Here is a 17,457-nt window from a genome sequence, read left to right as displayed (position 1 = left end):
CCGAGCGGCCTCAGGGCCGCCCGGGGGGACAGCGGGCCCCGGGACGTCGTCAGTCTTAGTTTGCTAGACCAAACGGTACATTAAAAGACGGAGTCAGACGGCGCCGGGTGGCGCCCTCTGCGCCAGTATTGCGAGGACGCGCATGACTCAGGCACCGCAGTTCACCGACGCAGGCGTCACGACCCGATCGGCGCACGCGGAACAACTCCTGGAAATGTACCGGCGAATGCGCCGCATCCGACGGTTCGAGCAGCGGGCGTCCGAGCTGTACAAGGCGACGGAGATCCCCGGCTTCCTGCATCTGTCGATCGGCCAGGAGGCCACGGCTGTCGGCGCGTGCTGGCCCCTCGGCGAGCGCGACGGCATCACCTCCACCCACCGCGGCCACGGACACGTCCTGGCCAAGGGCCTCGACTCCGCGTCGATGATGGCTGAACTCATGGGCAAGGAGTCCGGCACCTGCCACGGCCGCGGCGGCTCCATGCACATCGCCGACCCCGGCCTCGGAATCTACGGCGCCAACGGCATCGTCGGCGCGGGTCTGCCCATCGCCGCCGGCGTCGCCACCGCCGCCAAACTGCGCGCCGCCGGTGACGTGGTGGTGGCCTTCTTCGGCGACGGCGCGGTCGCCCAGGGCATGTTCCACGAGGCCGTCAACCTGGCCGCCGTATGGGACCTGCCCGTTGTCTTCTTCTGCGAGAACAACCACTACTCCGAGTTCTCGCCCGCCGCGGACCAGCACCGCGCCCCGCTGTCCGCCCGGGCCGCCGGATACGGCATCGGCTACGCGCACGTCGACGGCAACGACGTCCTCGCGGTGTCCGGGATGATGACCGACGTGGTGGACCGGCTGCGCAAGGGTGGTGGCCCCGTGCTGGTGGAGGCCGAGACCTACCGCTGGCACGGGCACTACGAGGGCGACCCCGAGCGCTACCGCAGCCCCGAGGAGGTCGCGGCCGCCAAGGAACGCGACCCCCTGCTCGTCGCCCGCCGCCACCTGACCGGTGCCGGCGTGCCGGCCGTACTCGCCGACGCCGTGGACGAGGAGATCGACAAGGAGATCGAGGCGGCGGTCGAGTGGGCGAGGAGCCGGCCGGAGCCCGCCCCCGAGACCCTGTACGACTTCGTCTCGGCTCCCCGCTCGGAGACGCCCGAACCTCCGGTACCCCCGGCCGACGCGGAGATCTTCCGGTCCATGGACGCCGTACGCCTGGCTCTGGAGCACGAGTTGACGGCGGACCCGTCCGTCTTCGTCGCCGGTATCGACGTCGGCGCGGGCGGCAACGTCTTCGGCCTCACCCGCGGCCTCGCCCAGGCCTTCCCCGGCCGGGTCCGCGACACCCCGATCAGCGAGAGCGCGATCGTGGGCACGGCGGTCGGCGCGGCCATGGCCGGCATGAAGCCGGTCGTCGAGATCATGTACATGGACTTCATCGGCGTCTGCCTCGACATGCTCCTCAACCAGGCCGCCAAACTCCGCTTCATGACCGGCGGCCGGGCCTCGCTGCCCCTCGTCGTGCGCACCCAGTTCGGTGCCGGACGCTCCTCCGGCAGTCAGCACTCGCAGAGTCTGGAGGCGATCCTCGCCCACATCCCCGGCCTGACCGTGGTGATGCCCTCCAATCCCGCCGACACCTACGGATTGCTGCGCGCCGCGATCCAGGACCCCAACCCGGTGGTCTTCGTGGAGAACCGGCTCCAGTACGGACTCAAGGGACCGCGCCCGGCCGAGGACCACCTGGTGCCGCTGGGCAAGGCGAAGGTCGTCCGCGAGGGCACCGACATCACCCTCGTCTCCTGGTCCCGGATGGTTCATGACTGCCTGGCCGCCGCCGAGCTGCTCGCGTCCGAGGGCGTGAGTGTCGAGGTCGTCGACCTGCGCACGATCGCCCCGCTGGACCGCGAAACCGTCCTCGCCTCCCTCGCCAAGACCAACCGGCTGGTCATCGCGCACGAGGCGGTACGGGACTTCGGGGTCGGGGCCGAACTGTCCGCCCTGGCGGTCGACGAGGGGTTCTGGCACCTCGACGCGCCCGTCACCCGGGTGGCGCCGCCGTCGATGCCGGCTCCGTACACGCCGTCGCTCGAGCGGTTGTGGCTGCCCTCGCGGGACACCATCGCCGACACTGTGAGGCGGATCGCCGCCGTCTGAACCGCGCACACGTGAAAACCGCCGGCGCTGTCGAGTGCCGGCGGCTGGGCACGGACGGCGGCCGGCCGCCGTCCGGCAGGCGCGCGACCGGAGCGGCAGGGGAGTGATCGAGTGAGCCGAGGCGGACCCGCACACCGGAAAGGCTCTTCCCGATGGCCTCGGCCGCTCGGGAAGAGCCCTGTCTCGGCAGTGCCGTCAGACCGTCGCGACCGGCGTCAGCGGGCTGCCCTGTGTCCCCGGCAGGTTCAGCGGGGGAGCCGTCAGCAGGAAACGGCTGCGGTTGTGCTCACGCAGCCAGGCGGCGAGGTCGTGGAGGTACCAGAGCTCGCCCATCGGGACGCCCAGCTTGAACAGGCACAGATGGTGCAGAGGCAGCAGGGTGTGCGGCCCCTGGGCCTGCGTGACCCCCACGCCCTCGATCGCGTAGTTGTCCGACGCGATCGCCGAGATCTGCGACTCGGCGATCCAGTTCAGCAGTGCCGGGTCGTCCGCGTCGAGGTACGACGCCGTCTGGTGGATGGCCACGGGGTCCGGGTTCTTCTCCCAGGCGAGGACCTGGGTGGCGAAGCCCGTGTGCAGCAGGAGGATGTCACCGGGTTCGACCACGACGTTGTCGGCCGCCATGATCTTCTGAAGCTGCTGGAAGTTGACCGCCTGGTAGCCGGTGCCCAGATGGTGGGCGATGTCGATCAGGACGCCGCGACCCTGGACCCCGTGCTGAGCCATGTGCTCGAGGCCGAGGTGGCGCGCGAAGCCGACGCTCCCGCTGCCGTCTCCCTTGGCGTCGTCCTGCGGGCCGACGATGTCGGTGTCCGGCCGGTAGCCGTTGTAGTAGACCGGCTCGGCCACTCCGTCGCCGTCGGCGTCGAACTCGGCGCCCTGGTGGGCGAGGGAGTCCCACTGTGTCGAGTACTGCAGCCAGAGGGTGACCACGTCGTCCGACCACACGTCGATGAGGTCGGGCGAGAAGTGCTCGCTCGCCCTGATGTTGTAGAAGACGTCCTGCTTGTGCTGCAGATCCTCGGTGGGCCGGAGGATCGGCGGGTAGCGCCGCTGGTTCAGGGAGGTTCCTCCCGGATAGTCGAGAGGCAGGCTCAGGCCGAAGGTGATCCCGTGTTCGACCTCGCGCACCCCCTGGAGGACCTTCTCCGGGGTCAGCAGGTTGACGCGCCCCAGCTCGTCGTCCTCACCGAAGTCGCCCCATGTCGAACCGGGCGGACGCTGCTTCCAACGCTTGGTCACGATGTTGCCTCCTCGTGCGACGGTCACCGTTGACAGCCGTCAGTATGCTATTGAGATTGTACCGGTCGGTCAACAAATCTTCAGGATGTGGTGAGTACCCTCTCCCTTCCTCATCGCAAGAGCAATAGACTGACTGGTCGAAACCTGCAACGAGGCCTCGTGTCCGGGGTGGGTCACCATTCAACCTTGGAGGAAAATTGAGCGAATCCACACTGGCGTGGGTCGCGGCGGGTGTGCGTGGCGTCATAGGCGCGCACACCCAGGCCCAGGACGCCGGCCGTACCGACGAGGTCGTCGCGCTGTACGCCCCCGACGCGGTCCTCGAACTTCCGGGAATGGACCCCATCGAGGGTCACGACGCGCTCCGGGACGCCTTCAAGTCGTGGGCGCCGACGCAGCCGCAGCTGCACCTGGTGACCAACACCGTCGTCACCTCCACGACGGAGGACGAGGTGACCGCGACAAGCGACGTGGCCTTCCTTCAGCGGGGTGAGTCCGGCTGGGCGGTGCAGCTGGTCGGGCACTACGACGACACGCTGCGCCGTCACGAGGGCGTGTGGCGGTTGCACCGCAGGAGCACCACCTTCCAGTAGCCGACCCACTCACCATCTGGAGCGAGATGAGCACATCGATCGAGGCGTCGGTGGCGGCGAACGTGCAAGCCGCCATCGCCGCCTACGCACAGGCGCTGGACGCGGGACGGGTCGACGACCTGGCCGAACTGTTCTGGCCCGACGGCGTCGCCGAGATCGCCGGCATCGGCACCTACGAAGGGCAGGAGGCCATACGCAAGGGGTACGCCGCTTTCGCGCCGACCCAGCCCCAACTCCACCTGACGGCCAACACCGTCGTCACCTCGTGGACCGAGGACGAGGCGACCGCGGTGAGCAATCTGGCGTTCCTCCAGCGCGGCGAGTCCGGCTGGGCGGTGCAGCTCGTCGGGCGCTACGACGACACCCTGAGCCGGCGCGACGGCGCGTGGCGGTTCCGGCGGAGGGTGACGACCTTCCTGTCGTAGGGCGGTACCGGGCGCGGGAAAACGCGGGGCCTCGCCGGGACGGACCATTGTCCCGGCGAGGCCCCGCGGCGGTGTTCAGGCGTCCTTCTCCTTGGCGTCGGAGAAGCGGAACGTGTTGTAGTCGTTCGTCCCGACCTCCCTGATCAGCTCCTGGAGCTTCCACCGCCCGGTCGGGTTGAGCAGCTGCCGGACCGGCTTGCCGGGGATGTTGGCCCCGTAGAAGTAACTGCTGGTCAGGAAGGAGGACTGGGACGCGCTGTCATTGACCAGGTCCGTCCACACCTGCTCCGCGGCGTCGGTCACCTCGACGACGTCATGGCCCGAGTCGCGGGTGCGGACGAGTACGTCGGTGACGAAGTCCACCTGGTCGCCGGAGTAGCGCGGGTTGTTGCCCAGCGCGCCGTGCGGCCCGCCGGGGAAGAAGAAGTTCGGGAAGCCGGCCACCGCGACCCCCAGGTAGGTGGAAGGGCCCTCCGCCCAGTAGTCCTTCAGAGCCAGGCCCTGACGGCCGCGCACGCCGAGCCGGTTGAGGGCGCCGGTGCCGAAGTCGTAGCCGGTCGCCCAGATGATGATGTCGAACTCCCGCGCGCCCTCGCTCGTCTCGATCCCGGTCTCGGTGAGGCGGGTGATCGGCGTCTCGTTCACGTCGACGAGTGTGACGCCCGGCTTGTTGAACGCCTCGAAGTAGCCGGTCACGAATGGCGGACGCCGACCGCCGTAGCCGTGGTCCTTGGGGATCAGCTTCTCGGCCGTGGCGGGATCCTCGACGATGTCGCGGATCTTCCCGGCGATGAACTCGCACCACTCCTTGTTCACCGTCGGGTTGGTCGTCATGTCGTAGTAGTGCTCGGACAGCTTGGTGAACCCCGGACCGTTCCAGCGCTCCTCGAAGAACTCCTGCCGCTGCTCGGGGGAGTCGTCGAGCCCCGAACGCATGGTGATCTCGTGCAGGAACCCGCTCGGCGAGGTGTTCAGCGTCTCGCGGATCGACTCGAAGTTCGCCTTCAGGTCCGCTTGTTCCTCGTCCGTGATCGGGCCGTTGTTCAGTGGAGTCGCCCAGTCGGCCACCTTCTGGTAGACCGTCAGGCCGGCCACCTGGTCGGCGATGGCCGGGACGATCTGCACCCCGCTGGAGCCGGTACCGATCTGGGCCACCCGCTTGCCGGTGAAGTCGATGGGCGTCTTCGGCCACCGGCCGGTGTGGTGCTGGTCGCCGCGGAAGTCGGCGCGTCCGGGGATGTCCGGGATGAACGGCACGGAGAGAATGCCGGTCGCGGCGATCACGAACCGCGCCCGGTGCTCCGTGCCGTCGTCCGTCGTCACGGTCCAGGTGCCGGACGGCTCGTCGAAGACCGCCGAGGTCACCCTGGAGCCGAAGACCATGTGGCGGCGCAGGTCGAAGCGGTCGACGACGTGGTTGAAGTAGCGCTCGATCTCCGGCTGGCCCGCGAACCGTTCGGACCACTCCCAGTCCTCCCACAGCTCCTTGGAGAAGAGGTAGCCGTAGGTGTAGCTCTCGGAGTCGAAGCGCGCCTCGGGGTAGCGGTTCCAGTACCAGGTGCCGCCCACGCTGCTGCCTGCCTCGATCAGCTTCACCGAGAAGCCGGATTCACGGGCCCGGTGCAGCTGGTAGATGCCGGTGACGCCGGCTCCGATGACCAGGACGTCGACCCGGCCTCCCGGTTCGGTGTCCGGCGTACGCGCCGCGTGGTGGTCCGTCGCGCTCGACACCTTCGTCGATTCGCTCATCTGCCCTCCAATGTGACAGGGGCTGTGCTGCTCCCGGGATGAATCATAGTTCGACCGGTCGATCGAATATTCAGATCGAGAGTAGATGAGGGTATGGGCCCGATCAATGGGCCTGGCGGGGAAGCTTTTGAGCAGGCCGTCCTGCCGCTCCCATTGATTGTACCGACCGTTTGATCTAACTTTCGCTCAAGGCGATGGACGCCTTCTCGTGCGAGCAGGAGCCGCGTATGACTGCCAAGGACATCGAGGAGCCCCCGGCGGGGTCGGACCTGCGGGCCGCCGGCCTCAAGGCCATGCGTGAAGCGCTGCCCGGCGTGTTCCCCGAAGGAGACATCGATCTCCGGGACGGCCTCCTGGGTGAGGATCTGGTCGAGATCGGACTGACCAGCGTGTGGGGCGCCCTGTGGGCTCGAGAAGGCCTCGGCAGCCGCGACCGCAGCCTGGTCACCCTGGGCGTCCTGATCGCGCTCGGCGCGGAGACCGAGCTCAGGACCCACGTCCGGATCGCGCTGACCAACGGGCTGACCGAGGACGAGATCGCCGAGGTCATCTACCACTCCGCCGGATACGCCGGCTTCCCCCGCGCGACGGCGGCCCGCAGTGCCGCCCGTGAGGCGCTGGCCCGGTAGCGGAGCCGCAGCCGACACCACGTACACGAGGAGCTTTCATGTCACTGCAAGGAAAGGTCGCGGTCGTCACGGGCGGCGCCCGCGGTATCGGCCAGGGAATCGCGACCGTACTGGCGGCCAAGGGTGCCGCGGTGGCCGTCTGGGACCTGAACGTCGAAGGTGCCGAGAAGACCGCCGCCGCGATCCACGCGGCGGGCGGAAAGGCGATCGCCGTGGGCGGGGACGCCTCCGACGCCGCCGCGGTGGCCTCGGCCGCCGCCCGGACCCGCGAGGAGCTCGGCCCCGTCACCATCCTCGTCAACAACGCGGGGACGACGGCCTACCAGCCGTTCACGGACATCACCGAAGACGCGTGGGACCGCATGATCGGCATCAATCTCAAGGGGCCGTTCCTGGTCACGAAGGAACTGGTGCCCGACATGCTCGCGGCCGGATGGGGCCGGATCATCAACATCTCCTCCTCGTCCGCGCAGACCGGCGCGCCCGCCATGGCCCACTACGTGGCCTCCAAGGGCGGTGTCATCGGCCTGACCCGGGCGCTGGCCGTCGAGTACGTTCAGAAGGGGATCACGGTCAACCACGTCCCGCCCGGTTTCATCGACACGCCGCTGGTGCGCGAGGGGCCCATAGACGTCGAAGCCGCCGCGGCCACGATGCCGATGAAGCGGGCCGGCACTCCCGAGGACGTCGCGCACGCGGTGGCATATCTCGCTTCCGAGGAGGCGGGCTACGTCACCGGGCAGACGCTGAGCACGAACGGCGGGCGCTATCTGGTGTGAGCCCTGACGGGGTCGCGCCGCAGATGCCGACCGGTTGATTGTACCGACCGTTAGGTCTATCTTTCACGCAGGGATTTCCTCCCGCCCGCCGCAATGGAGCCGCGCATGAGGATCGACAACGACGACAGGGTTCGCACGGCGGCCCCGACACAGGTACTGGTGGTGGGCGCGTCCGCGTCAGGACTGACCACGGTGGAGGCGCTGCGGCGCAAGGGATACACAGGCGCGGTCACTGTCCTCGGCGCTGAGACCCACCCACCGTACGACCGGCCACCGCTGTCCAAGCAGGTCCTCTCCGGCGCATGGGAGCCGGTCCGGGCCGAGCTGAGGACCGGGGAGGCGCTGTCAGCACTGGACGCCGATTTCCACCTCGGCGACCCGGCTGTCGCGATGGACGCGCGAACGCGGACCGTACGGACCGCATCAGGGCGGGAACTGCGGGCGGACGCGGTCGTGATCGCCACGGGGGTGCGCGTGCGGACACTTCCCGGGCAGGAGAACCTGTCCGGAGTGCACGTGCTGCGCACCCTCGACGACGCACTGGCCATGCGGAAGGACCTGTTGGCCGCCTCGCGGCTGGTCGTCGTCGGCGAGGGAGTTCTCGGCTCCGAGATCGCCGCCACCGCGCGCACCCTCGGCCTAGACGTCACCCTCGCGGGACCCCTTTCCGCCCCGATGGCCCTGCAGGTGGGCCCTCTGGTGTCGGGCATGCTGGCGGAGCTGCACACCGAACGGGGGGTGCGGCTCCGCCTGGGCGCCGGCGTCGCGGGGCTGACCGGTGAGGAGGGCCGGGTGACCGGCGTCGAACTCGGCACGGGCGAGGTGCTGCCGGCCGACGTGGTGGTCGTCGCCATCGGCGCCTCCCCGGCGACGGACTGGCTGGCGGGTAGCGGACTCGATCTGGACAACGGCGTCGTGTGCGACTCGCGGTGCATGGCGCTGGAGGGGATCTACGCCGTAGGTGACGTGGCCCGCTGGCATCACGAGCACCTCGGCCGACTGGTGCGCCTGGAGAACCGTACGAACGCGACGGAACAGGCCATGGCCGTCGCCGCCAACATCCTTGGCGAGGACCTGCCGTACCGGCCGGTGCCGTACTTCTGGACCGACCAGTACGACGCGAAGCTCCAGGTCCACGGCTTTCTGAGCGCCGACGCCGAAGTGGACATCGTCGAGGGCGACCTGACGAGCCGCCGATTCGTGGCCCGGTACCGGAGCAACGGACAGGTCACCGGGGTGCTCGGCTGGAACATGCCGAAGCAGACGCGCCTGCGCCGCCAAGAGATCGTCGACGCGCTGAACGCGCCGACCCCCACCCACTGAACGGTCAGGAGAGACCCATGAAGGTTGTCGTCGACGAGGAGAAGTGCGTCGCCGCAGGACAGTGCGTGTCCGCCGCCATGGACGTGTTCGACCAGCGCGACGAGGACGGCATCGTCGTCCTGCTCAACGAGAACCCGCCGCCGGAGCTGGCCGACGACGTCCGCGACGCGGCCGCGGTCTGCCCCGCACTGGCCATCCGTATCGAGGAATAGCCCCCCCGGACTTCTCCCGTTTCCCCCCACGCATCTGGAGGAAAAACCATGGCCGAGGCAGAGACCCGACCCGCCCCCGATGAGCAGGTTTACGACTACCAGGACGAAAGGGACGCGAAATGCCCCTTCGCCCCGCCGCCCGGGCTGCGCGCCCTCAATGACAAGGCTCCCGTCTCCCCGGGCCGGATCTGGAACGGCAGTATCCCGTGGCTCGTCACGGGCCATGCCGCCCAGCGAGCGATCCTTGCCGACCCGCGGGTGAGCTCGGACGACAAGCAGCCCGGCTTCCCGCACCCGACCCGGGCCATGGCGGAGGGCTCTCCTCACCACCCGCTCACGATCTTCAACGCCGACGGCGCCGACCACACCCGGATCCGCCGGATGATGACGCGCCCCTTCACGCGCCCCCGGATGGAGGCGTTGCGCCCGGACATCCAGAGGTTCACCGACGACCTCATCGACAAGATGCTGGCGGGCCCGAAGCCGGCGAACCTGGTGACCGCCCTGTCGCTGCCGCTGCCCTCGCTGATGATCTGCGCACTGCTCGGCGTGCCGTACGAGGACCACGACTTCTTCCAGGAGCACGCCTCCTTCGCCACCAGGAGTGACAGGGACAAGACTCCCGAGGACGACCGCCGGGCGAGCGAGGCACTGGGCGGCTACCTGGCCGGGCTGATCAAGGTCAGGATGGAGGAGCCGACCGAGGACGTGATCTCGGACTTCGCGGCGCGGGTCAAGGCGGAGGAACTCACCCTTCCCGAGGCCACCATGCTGGCCATGATCCTGCTGATCGCCGGCCACGAGACCAGCGCCACCATGATCACACTGGGGACCGCTCTGCTGCTGCAGAACCCCGAGCAGCTGGCGTTGTTGCGCGATACCGACGACCCGAAGGTCGTCACGAACGCGGTCGAGGAGCTCCTGCGCTACCTGACGGTCGCGCAGTTCGGGCAGCGCCGGATCGCCCGGGAGGACTTCGAGTTCGAGGGCGTGGACATCAAGGCCGGTGAGGGCATCGTCGTTCCTCTGCCCGCGGGGAACTGGGACCCGCAGGCCTTCCCCGACCCGGAGAATCTCGACCTCACCCGCGAGGCGCGCCACCACCACGCCTTCGGCTGGGGAATCCACCAGTGCCTCGGCCAGCAGCTCGCCCGCATCGAGCTCCAGGTCGTCTACGGCACGCTCTACCGGCGTATTCCGACCCTGCGCCTCGCGGTGGGCGTCGACGAGCTCGCGTTCCGCGGGGCCGACTCGCTCGCCTTCGGCATCCACGAGCTGCCCGTCACCTGGTAGCCGAGCACCCCTGCCCAGCTGCCGAACGGTCCGATCGGCGTCCGGCCCCGGGGAGACCGTCGGACCAGTGGCCGGACCGGCCGGTGGGTCGGCGGTGCGCAGGCCGAGGTCTGCAGCGACAACGCAGTACGACAGGAGTCACGCATGAGTGAGTTGAGCTTCGAAGGACGCGTCGCGGTTGTCACCGGGGCGGGCCGCGGTATCGGCCGGGCCTACGCCCGCCTTCTGGCCGAGCGCGGGGCAAAGGTCGTCGTCAACGACCTTGGTGGGTCGATCGAGGGCGAGGGGGCCGACACCGGGCCCGCGCAGTCGGTCGTCGCGGAGATCGTCGCGGCCGGCGGTGAGGCCGTGGCCGACACCAACGACGTATCCACGCGCGCGGGCGGTCAGGCGATCATCGACACCGCGCTCGACCACTTCGGCCGGATCGACATCCTGGTCAACAACGCCGGGATCATCAGGTGGGCCGGCCTGCCGGAGGTTGATCTGGAGAATCTCGAAGCCCACCTCGACGTTCACCTCATCGGTTCGTTCAACACGATGCGGGCCGCCTGGCCGCACTTCGTCGAGCAGGGTTACGGCCGGGTGGTGCTGACGACGTCGAGCGGCCTGTTCGGCTTCGACAACAACCTGTCGTACGCGGCGGCGAAGGGCGGCGTGATCGGGATGGCCCGCAGCGCCAGGATGGCGGGGGAGCCGCATGGCATCAAGGTCAACCTGATCGCCCCGGCGGCGCAGACCCGGATGGCGGGCGGCGAACCCCTGGCCGACGACGCGCAGCCCGTCCCCGGCCAGCCGTTCATGCCTTCGGACGCGGTGGCGCCGATGGTCGCCTTCCTCGCTCACGAGAGCTGCCCGGTCAACGGGGAGATCTACACGGCCGGAGCCGGTCGCTTCGGACGGCTCTTCATCGCCTCGACCGAGGGCTATGTGCACGAGGACGGCCCGGCCTCCATCGAGGACATCGCCGAGAACTGGGACACGGTCAACGACGAGAAGGGCTACCACGTGCCCACCGACCTCATGGCCTGGTCCGGCTCGTTCCTCAAGCATCAGTTCGGAGACAGCCCGGGCTCCGCGACCTCGTAAGCGGCGCCGGTACGCCGAGACCGCCTGCCGGACACCCTCCACGAGGGTCGGCGGGGGGTTTCGGCGTACCGGCGCGTGCCTTGGCGAGGACTCCCAGCGGCCGTTCGTCTCATGCGCGGGTTCGCGCTCGGCCGGCCCAGGCGGACCGAAGCCTGGACGTTCAGGCCGGTGCGACTTCTTCGTGGGGGCCGGGGCGGGGGTGCAGAGGCAGTTCTGTGACGACTTCGAAGCCGCCTTGGGCGCGATGGCCCGCACGAAGGCGACCACCGGCGGAGCGGGCGCGCTCGCGCATGCCGATGAGTCCGTAGCCGCTGTCCGGGGCCGGGGAGGGGGACGCTGCCGGGCTTCCTCCGTTGGTGATCGTGATGTCCAACCGGTCCCCGGTATAGGAGAGTTGTACCTCGGCCGAGCGGGTCACGGCGTGTTTGGCCACGTTGGTGAGGGCCTCCTGCACGATGCGGTACGCCGCGACGTCCGCGCCGGGGGAGAGGGGCTGCCGCACTCCCTGGGTGGTGACGCTGACCGTGAGTCCGGCGTTCCGGAACGAGGCGGTCAGCTCAGGGAGCCCGGCGATCCCCGGCGTGGACTCCTGAGACTCGTCCGCATCGTCCGCGAGGCGCAACAGGCCGACGGTGGACTTGAGTTCGCGCACGGCCGAGTGTGCCGTCTCGGCGAGGGCGGTGGCGATCTTCTCGGCCTCGTCAGGTCGTTCACGGATGAAGCGGGCGACGGCACCGGCCTGGATGTTGGCCAGGACCAGGTGGTGGGCGACGACATCGTGCAGGTCGCGGGCGATGCGCATGCGCTCCTCGGTGACGCGGTGTCGTGCCTCCTCCTCCCGGGCTCGTTCCGCCTGCTCGGTGCGAAGCCGGGTCGCGGTACCGAGAGCGGTGGGTAGCAGCAGCCAGGCTGCCGGACCGATCAACTTGAGGACCAGCGGTTCGTTCCCGGGGCCGACGGTCAGCGCCGTGCCCACCAGCATCGCGATGCCAGTGAAGGTGAAGGTGTTCGCGGTTCGCCGATCGGTGCGCGCGGCCAGTGAGTTGAGCGCGACCATGAGGGGCCCCAGCAGCACGACGGTGAGGATATAGCCGAGCCCGGCCATGGCCGTAGCGCAGACCGCCGTCAGCACCAGGGTCGTGCGGGGGAAGTCGCGGCGCCACAGCAGAGCGACGCAGGAGGCGCCCGCCAGCAGTACACCGGGCCACCACGGCACGTCCAGGTGATCACCCGGGAACGTGATCATGCTTCCGGGGAAGGAACAGGCGAAGAGGACCGCGGTGAGGGCCGCGTCGATGATACGAGGGTGGCTTCGCTGACGTCGCAAGCTATTGATCATGGAGTGGGGTTCCTGTCCGATGCTGCAACCGCGGTGGCGCGACGAATCAACGGATCATCGAAGGGTGTTCGTGCGGAGTGGGCGCTGCCGGGGCGGATGGAACGGCCGGTCGAGTGCCGTGCACCGCGGTGAGCAGGGGCCGCTTCTTCCCGCGAGGAAGCGGCCGGTGCGGCTCCTGTCGCCGGCTCCTGTCCGTGACAGGAACGCCGGGCACCTGCTGCCGTTCGCGACTACTCGTCGAAGGTGACGACGACCTTCTCGGCGGCTCCCGGCGTGCGGGCGAGGAGGAAGGCCTGCTCCACATCGGAGAACGGGACATGGTGGCTGATCAGTTTCGCGAATCGTTCCTGGTGTTCGACGATTTCGGGGGTGACCTCGAAGATCTCGGTGGGGTAGCCCTGAGAGGCGATGAGGGTCAGTTCGCTGCGGAGCATGCCGCCGAGGTCGATGGCGGCGGACTGCTTCTGGACGGCGACCATGACGAGCTTGGCGCCCCACTTGGCGGACGCGACCGTGGTGTTGATGATCGCCGGGACGCCCGCGGCGTCGATGTAGATGTCGGTCGCGGGGCGGGGCTGGCCGAGTGCGTTGGCGGCCTGGCCGTGCAGTTCGGTCAGGCGCTCCGTCACATTCTCCTTGGCGGAGTTGATGACGGCGTCCGCGCCGATGGCGAGCGCGGTCTCCAGGCGCTCGGGGATGATGTCGGCGACCACGACGTGCTCGACACCGCGCAGCTTGAGCCAGATGGCGGCGCCGAGTCCGATGGGTCCGGCGCCGAAGACGACGACCCTGTCCGCGGGCCCCGCTTCGGAGCGGTTGACGCAGTGGCGGGCGACGGCCATGGGCTCGTTGAGCGCGGCGACGGCGAACGGCACGGTGTCGGGGAAGACGGTGACGCTCCTGCCCAGAACGGCGTCCTCGATGAGGAGGTACTCGCCCATGCCGCCGAGCCTGCCGCCGCAGCCGATGATCCCGGACGGAGCGCCCTGCGGATTGACCACCACCCGGTCGCCCGCCTTCAGCCCGGTGACCTCGGCTCCGACCTCGACGATCTCGCCCGCCGGTTCGTGGCCCAGCGGCAAGGAGATCATCGAGCCCCCGGGACCGAAGGGGATGCCGCCCAGGTGGAGGAAGTGGGTGTCGGTGCCGCAGATACCGCAGGCTCGGACCCGCATGAGGGCGTCTTTGGGGCCGGGTGCGGGGCGTTCGACGTCGACGACGTCGATCTTGCCGACCGCACCGGTTCGCACTGACTTCATCGTGGCCATCGGGAGACTCTCTTTCTGGAACTGTTGGAGTGTGGCAGCGCTCGTGTGAGCTCCGGGGGTTCCGCGGATTGGGTTCCCGCCCGTGAGAGCTTCCTCGGGCGGCGGCCCAGCACTTGCCGACGGGCCGGACGATTCCGTTCGGGTCGTCCGCGCCGACGGAAGGGGCAGGGCCGGCAGTTCGGCGTGGACGCTCAGTCGCGGCGTACGTGGACGGGAGCGGTGGCCTGGAGCTGTCGGCCGACGCTGGGATTCAGGGGTGTGGGGCCGTCCGTCGATGGGGGACTCGGCACCATCGGTGTCCTCGGGCCCGGCGGCGGACGGGGAGAGTGCTCCGGCCGCCGGGCCCGAGGCTGCGCCGCCCCCGTCCCCACGGGGCCGACGCGGCGGGGCCGTCTCCGCTCGAGGAGGCCCCGGTCTGTGTGGCCACGGTCAGGGTGCCGTGGGCCGCGTCGCGTCAGGTGGCGCGGCGGTGTCGGTCGGCGCCAAGCGGAGCGCGGGCCGCCGTGACAACGGTGATGAAGGAGCAGGAGTCCACGCTGGGCACGTCGAGGGTCCTGACGGCCACGAAGGTGGGGTGCGACATGAGAGATGCTCCTGCGACGGTAGGGGAGTCCGGCGTGTCCGTCCGCAACGGGTGCCGTCATATTGCTTAACTTAGGCAATCATAGGGGCGTTACTTAAGTCAAGCAACTGTGTCCATATTTTGCTTGACTAAGGCAAGTAGCTGTTACGGTGGACTCATGTCCCCACCATCACCCGCAGAGCCCGTCTCCACGGACGTGGCCGCAATTGAGCAAGCCCTCACCCGCGTGGCATACCTGGCCGGCCGGGCCCGGCAGCACGAGCGTCTGATGGCCGTGGCCGGACTGAACCTGGACCGGGCTGCGGCCTCGATCCTGCGGAGTATCGCCGAGAGTGAGCCGGTACGGCCTGGAGTGCTCGCGGTCCGTCTGTCCGTGGAAGCCTCCCATGTCAGTCGGCAACTACGGCAGTTGGAGAAGGACGGTTACGTGGTCCGCGTCCAGGATCCGGACGACAGCCGTGCTCATCTCATTCAGCTCACGGACGCCGGACTGGTAGCGGTCGAGCGCATACGAGAGGTGAGCCGCCGGGGTATGGAGGTGGCTCTGGCCGACTGGTCACCCGAGGACCTGAGGCAGTTCGCCACGCTCTTCCATCGGCTCGTAGACGACTTCGTCACGCACGCCGAGGCGCCGGTGGAAGCCGGGCCCCTTACCTGACGGAGCTGACTTCATGGCTCAACCGGGGAGGGTCCGGTCGGCAACTGGGGTGGGTCCGTCGGCAACCGGGGTGGCTCCGTCGGCACCGCTGTGGTGACAGTCGGTACATCCGGGTGCCCCGGTTGATCCCGGTGTCACCGAACCGGAGTTGGCGGGTGGTCGAGTCGAAGTGGGCCACACATCGAGGCGCGCCACCGTACGCCCCGGCGATGTCGGGGGCGTAGCCCTGGCTTCAGTGGGGGACAACGTCCTACCCTGCCGCCCGGCCCGTCCCACGGAACGGCGCGACGCCACTCATGCCACCTGGTGCAGGCGTCCTGATCTGCGGAGTTGTCCGCTAGGCCCCGCGAACGACCTCACGCCACCTCATCGGTGATCTTTCCGCGCTGCCCGCCGGGGCCGTCAGCGCCAGCCTTTGGCGCCTGCCAGGGAGCCGTCGGAAGCATGGCGGGGGAGGAGAGGGTCCCGGTAGGGACGACCTGCCTCCACACCTTTCCTGCACTCGTGAACCTTGGTGCCCAACGCCGCCCCGGCAGACGGGAGTTGCCGAGGGTCAACCGTGGACAGGTTGGTGACCGTCGGTCGTAGTCCCGTCTCCGCGGCGATGGCGGCCGCGATGTCCCCGGGCCAGTTCGTCCGAGAAGAACTTGCCCGGGCACGCTCTGCGCGATGGCCCGGCGGAACAGTCCTGCCGCGTTCGACATGGCCGGCAGGGAGGCGGCCGATCCTGCTCCGGTGGACTCACCGAAGACGGTTGCCTGGCCAGAGGCGTAGCCGAACGCCGTGACGGTACCTCCCGCACCCATTCCAGGGCCGCGACCGGGTCGACCAGGCCACGGTTGGCGGGCGCCCCGTCGACGATGACTCAGTAGTTGAGCGTAACGACGACCACGTCGCCGTCGGCGGCGATGCGCTCGGTCTCGTTGCCCGGGGCCGGGCGAACGCGTCCCGTGTTCCGTCCCAGGTGCGTGGCGGGTGCGGTGCCTGGAACCGCGCGTCCTCACCAGTGGTTCGGCGAACGATATGCCGCGAATGACGGCCAGGCCGTCGTCCCCGCGGCTGCGCACCGCACCGGCGGCGTACGCGCCATGAGCTGGGCGGAACCGCCCGCTTACTCGCGTATCGAGGCTGTCCGGATCGAAGACGCTCACCAGTGGCTGCTTGGTGAAAGCGTGGATCGGACGGGTACACAGGCGATGGCGGTCGCCTCCCGCGGGAGCGGGGTGGCGACCGCCAGGCGGTCGGAGAGGGGCAGACGTCCGGCGCACGGGATGCTACGCCTTCGCGTCGGACACCTCGGGGGTTCCGGCCTGCTCGCCTGGTCCCGCGATGGGGGACGCGGTCGCATGCGCTGCGGCTGCGCGCTGCCGCGGGAGGAAGGAGGCGAGGAGGAGGGCGAGGAGGGCGGCACCGGCGCCGACGGCCATGACGGTCTTGAAGCCGTTCTCGGAGGGCAGGGCGCTGCTGCCGAAGTCGGTGGTCATCTGCGCCAGGATGACGCCGGCGAGGGCGCTGGCGAAGGAGGTGCCGATGGACCGCATCAGGGTGTTGAGGCTGTTGGCGGCGGCCGTCTCGGTGGCGGGTACCGCGCCCATGATGAGAGCGGGCATCGCGCCGTAGGCGAAACCGACACCGGCGCCGATGATGCAGGAGACCAGGACGAGGTGCCAGACCTCGGACATCAGGAGGATGTTCAGGCCGTAGCCGGCGGCGACGATGACCGCGCCCATCATCAGGGTGATCTTCGGGCCCTTGGCCTTGGAGATCGCGGCGGACAGCGGAGCCATCGCCATCATCACCAGGCCCTGCGGAGCCAGTACCAGCCCGACGGTCAGCATGGACTTGCCGAGGCCGTAGCCCGTCTGTTCGGGCAGCTGGAGCAGCTGGGGGAGGACCAGGGACATCGCGAACATCGAGAAGCCGAACGCCACGGAGGCGAGGTTGGTGAAGAGCACCTGACGGCGGGCGAGGGTGCGGAGGTCCACCAGCGGCTGGGCCGTGCGCAGCTCGAACGCCCCCCATGCCAGGAGTACGACGACCGCGGTGGAGAACAGACCGAGGACGGTGCCGCTGGTCCAGCCCCAGTCGGAGCCCTTGGAGATGCCCAGCAGCAGGGAGACCAG

At 69.2% G+C, this 17,457-nt stretch carries 16 protein-coding genes; 10 read left to right on the top strand and 6 right to left on the bottom strand.

Annotated features, from left to right (window positions below; genetic code table 11):
* Window positions 1–142 precede the first annotated feature (142 nt).
* A complete protein-coding gene (locus tag ACIBLC_RS28730) occupies window positions 143–2,152 on the top strand; it encodes a pyruvate dehydrogenase complex E1 component subunit beta (protein ID WP_399214168.1) in 2,010 nt (669 codons plus the stop codon).
* Window positions 2,153–2,347: 195 nt separating this feature from the next.
* Here ACIBLC_RS28730 and ACIBLC_RS28725 read toward each other — a convergent pair whose 3' ends face one another.
* Window positions 2,348–3,394, bottom strand: a complete 1,047-nt coding sequence (locus tag ACIBLC_RS28725) for a cyclase family protein (RefSeq protein ID WP_399214167.1) — start codon at window positions 3,392–3,394, stop codon at window positions 2,348–2,350.
* 197 nt (window positions 3,395–3,591) lie between these two features.
* On the opposite strand from ACIBLC_RS28725, the gene ACIBLC_RS28720 reads away from it, so the two are divergent.
* Window positions 3,592–3,987: a YybH family protein gene (locus ACIBLC_RS28720; protein WP_399214166.1), complete on the top strand. Its 396-nt coding sequence runs from the start codon at window positions 3,592–3,594 to the stop codon at window positions 3,985–3,987.
* A 26-nt stretch (window positions 3,988–4,013) separates the two neighbouring features.
* The gene (locus ACIBLC_RS28715; RefSeq protein WP_399214165.1) at window positions 4,014–4,412 is read left to right on the top strand and encodes a nuclear transport factor 2 family protein; all 399 of its coding nucleotides are present in this window, start codon (window positions 4,014–4,016) and stop codon (window positions 4,410–4,412) included.
* Between the two features lie 75 nt (window positions 4,413–4,487).
* Here ACIBLC_RS28715 and ACIBLC_RS28710 read toward each other — a convergent pair whose 3' ends face one another.
* Window positions 4,488–6,161 (bottom strand): flavin-containing monooxygenase, encoded by a 1,674-nt coding sequence (locus ACIBLC_RS28710; RefSeq protein WP_399214164.1) that lies wholly within the window; start codon window positions 6,159–6,161, stop codon window positions 4,488–4,490.
* A 227-nt stretch (window positions 6,162–6,388) separates the two neighbouring features.
* On the opposite strand from ACIBLC_RS28710, the gene ACIBLC_RS28705 reads away from it, so the two are divergent.
* From ACIBLC_RS28705 to ACIBLC_RS28680, 6 genes are all read left to right on the top strand, one after another.
* Window positions 6,389–6,790: a carboxymuconolactone decarboxylase family protein gene (locus tag ACIBLC_RS28705; protein WP_399214163.1), complete on the top strand. Its 402-nt coding sequence runs from the start codon at window positions 6,389–6,391 to the stop codon at window positions 6,788–6,790.
* Window positions 6,791–6,828: 38 nt separating this feature from the next.
* On the top strand, window positions 6,829–7,569 hold the full coding sequence (locus ACIBLC_RS28700; RefSeq protein WP_399214162.1) for an SDR family NAD(P)-dependent oxidoreductase: 741 nt from the start codon (window positions 6,829–6,831) through the stop codon (window positions 7,567–7,569).
* 105 nt (window positions 7,570–7,674) lie between these two features.
* Entirely contained in the window at window positions 7,675–8,892 is a 1,218-nt protein-coding gene (locus ACIBLC_RS28695) for an NAD(P)/FAD-dependent oxidoreductase (RefSeq protein WP_399214160.1), read from the top strand.
* Window positions 8,893–8,909: 17 nt separating this feature from the next.
* On the top strand, window positions 8,910–9,104 hold the full coding sequence (locus tag ACIBLC_RS28690) for a ferredoxin (RefSeq protein ID WP_387188149.1): 195 nt from the start codon (window positions 8,910–8,912) through the stop codon (window positions 9,102–9,104).
* A gap of 48 nt (window positions 9,105–9,152) precedes the next feature.
* On the top strand, window positions 9,153–10,397 hold the full coding sequence (locus tag ACIBLC_RS28685; RefSeq protein WP_399214159.1) for a cytochrome P450: 1,245 nt from the start codon (window positions 9,153–9,155) through the stop codon (window positions 10,395–10,397).
* Between the two features lie 144 nt (window positions 10,398–10,541).
* Window positions 10,542–11,486, top strand: coding sequence for an SDR family NAD(P)-dependent oxidoreductase (locus tag ACIBLC_RS28680; protein WP_399214158.1), 945 nt, complete (start codon window positions 10,542–10,544; stop codon window positions 11,484–11,486).
* 160 nt (window positions 11,487–11,646) lie between these two features.
* Here ACIBLC_RS28680 and ACIBLC_RS28675 read toward each other — a convergent pair whose 3' ends face one another.
* From ACIBLC_RS28675 to ACIBLC_RS28665, 3 genes are all read right to left on the bottom strand, one after another.
* A complete protein-coding gene (locus ACIBLC_RS28675; RefSeq protein WP_399214157.1) occupies window positions 11,647–12,813 on the bottom strand; it encodes a sensor histidine kinase in 1,167 nt (388 codons plus the stop codon).
* Window positions 12,814–13,055: 242 nt separating this feature from the next.
* Entirely contained in the window at window positions 13,056–14,093 is a 1,038-nt protein-coding gene (locus ACIBLC_RS28670; RefSeq protein ID WP_399214156.1) for a zinc-binding dehydrogenase, read from the bottom strand.
* 454 nt (window positions 14,094–14,547) lie between these two features.
* Window positions 14,548–14,676 carry a hypothetical protein gene (locus ACIBLC_RS28665; protein WP_399214155.1) on the bottom strand — a complete coding sequence of 43 codons (129 nt, stop codon included), beginning with the start codon at window positions 14,674–14,676 and terminating at the stop codon, window positions 14,548–14,550.
* Between the two features lie 157 nt (window positions 14,677–14,833).
* Here ACIBLC_RS28665 and ACIBLC_RS28660 point away from each other — a divergent pair, with 157 nt between their 5' ends.
* Window positions 14,834–15,334, top strand: a complete 501-nt coding sequence (locus tag ACIBLC_RS28660; protein WP_399214154.1) for a MarR family winged helix-turn-helix transcriptional regulator — start codon at window positions 14,834–14,836, stop codon at window positions 15,332–15,334.
* A gap of 1,274 nt (window positions 15,335–16,608) precedes the next feature.
* On the opposite strand, the gene ACIBLC_RS28655 is transcribed toward ACIBLC_RS28660, so the two are convergent.
* Window positions 16,609–17,457 (bottom strand): MFS transporter (locus ACIBLC_RS28655; protein WP_399214153.1); only part of this gene is annotated, 849 nt, incomplete at its 5' end.

The organism is Streptomyces sp. NPDC050535, from assembly GCF_044457665.1.
In the GTDB taxonomy this organism is placed as follows: Bacteria; Actinomycetota; Actinomycetes; order Streptomycetales; family Streptomycetaceae; genus Streptomyces.
Note: the sequence above shows the minus strand (reverse complement) of the source record. Positions and strands in the feature narration are given on the sequence as shown.

What these genes read in the sequence shown, in the direction of transcription:
- ACIBLC_RS28730 (WP_399214168.1), top strand. Translation starts at nt 143, where the DNA reads ATGACTCAGGCACCGCAGTTCACCGACGCAGGCGTCACGACCCGATCG.
- ACIBLC_RS28715 (WP_399214165.1), top strand. Translation starts at nt 4,014, where the DNA reads ATGAGCACATCGATCGAGGCGTCGGTGGCGGCGAACGTGCAAGCCGCC.
- ACIBLC_RS28710 (WP_399214164.1), bottom strand. Translation starts at nt 6,161, where the DNA reads ATGAGCGAATCGACGAAGGTGTCGAGCGCGACGGACCACCACGCGGCG.
- ACIBLC_RS28705 (WP_399214163.1), top strand. Translation starts at nt 6,389, where the DNA reads ATGACTGCCAAGGACATCGAGGAGCCCCCGGCGGGGTCGGACCTGCGG.
- ACIBLC_RS28700 (WP_399214162.1), top strand. Translation starts at nt 6,829, where the DNA reads ATGTCACTGCAAGGAAAGGTCGCGGTCGTCACGGGCGGCGCCCGCGGT.
- ACIBLC_RS28695 (WP_399214160.1), top strand. Translation starts at nt 7,675, where the DNA reads ATGAGGATCGACAACGACGACAGGGTTCGCACGGCGGCCCCGACACAG.
- ACIBLC_RS28690 (WP_387188149.1), top strand. Translation starts at nt 8,910, where the DNA reads ATGAAGGTTGTCGTCGACGAGGAGAAGTGCGTCGCCGCAGGACAGTGC.
- ACIBLC_RS28685 (WP_399214159.1), top strand. Translation starts at nt 9,153, where the DNA reads ATGGCCGAGGCAGAGACCCGACCCGCCCCCGATGAGCAGGTTTACGAC.
- ACIBLC_RS28680 (WP_399214158.1), top strand. Translation starts at nt 10,542, where the DNA reads ATGAGTGAGTTGAGCTTCGAAGGACGCGTCGCGGTTGTCACCGGGGCG.
- ACIBLC_RS28670 (WP_399214156.1), bottom strand. Translation starts at nt 14,093, where the DNA reads ATGGCCACGATGAAGTCAGTGCGAACCGGTGCGGTCGGCAAGATCGAC.
- ACIBLC_RS28665 (WP_399214155.1), bottom strand. Translation starts at nt 14,676, where the DNA reads ATGTCGCACCCCACCTTCGTGGCCGTCAGGACCCTCGACGTGCCCAGC.
- ACIBLC_RS28660 (WP_399214154.1), top strand. Translation starts at nt 14,834, where the DNA reads ATGTCCCCACCATCACCCGCAGAGCCCGTCTCCACGGACGTGGCCGCA.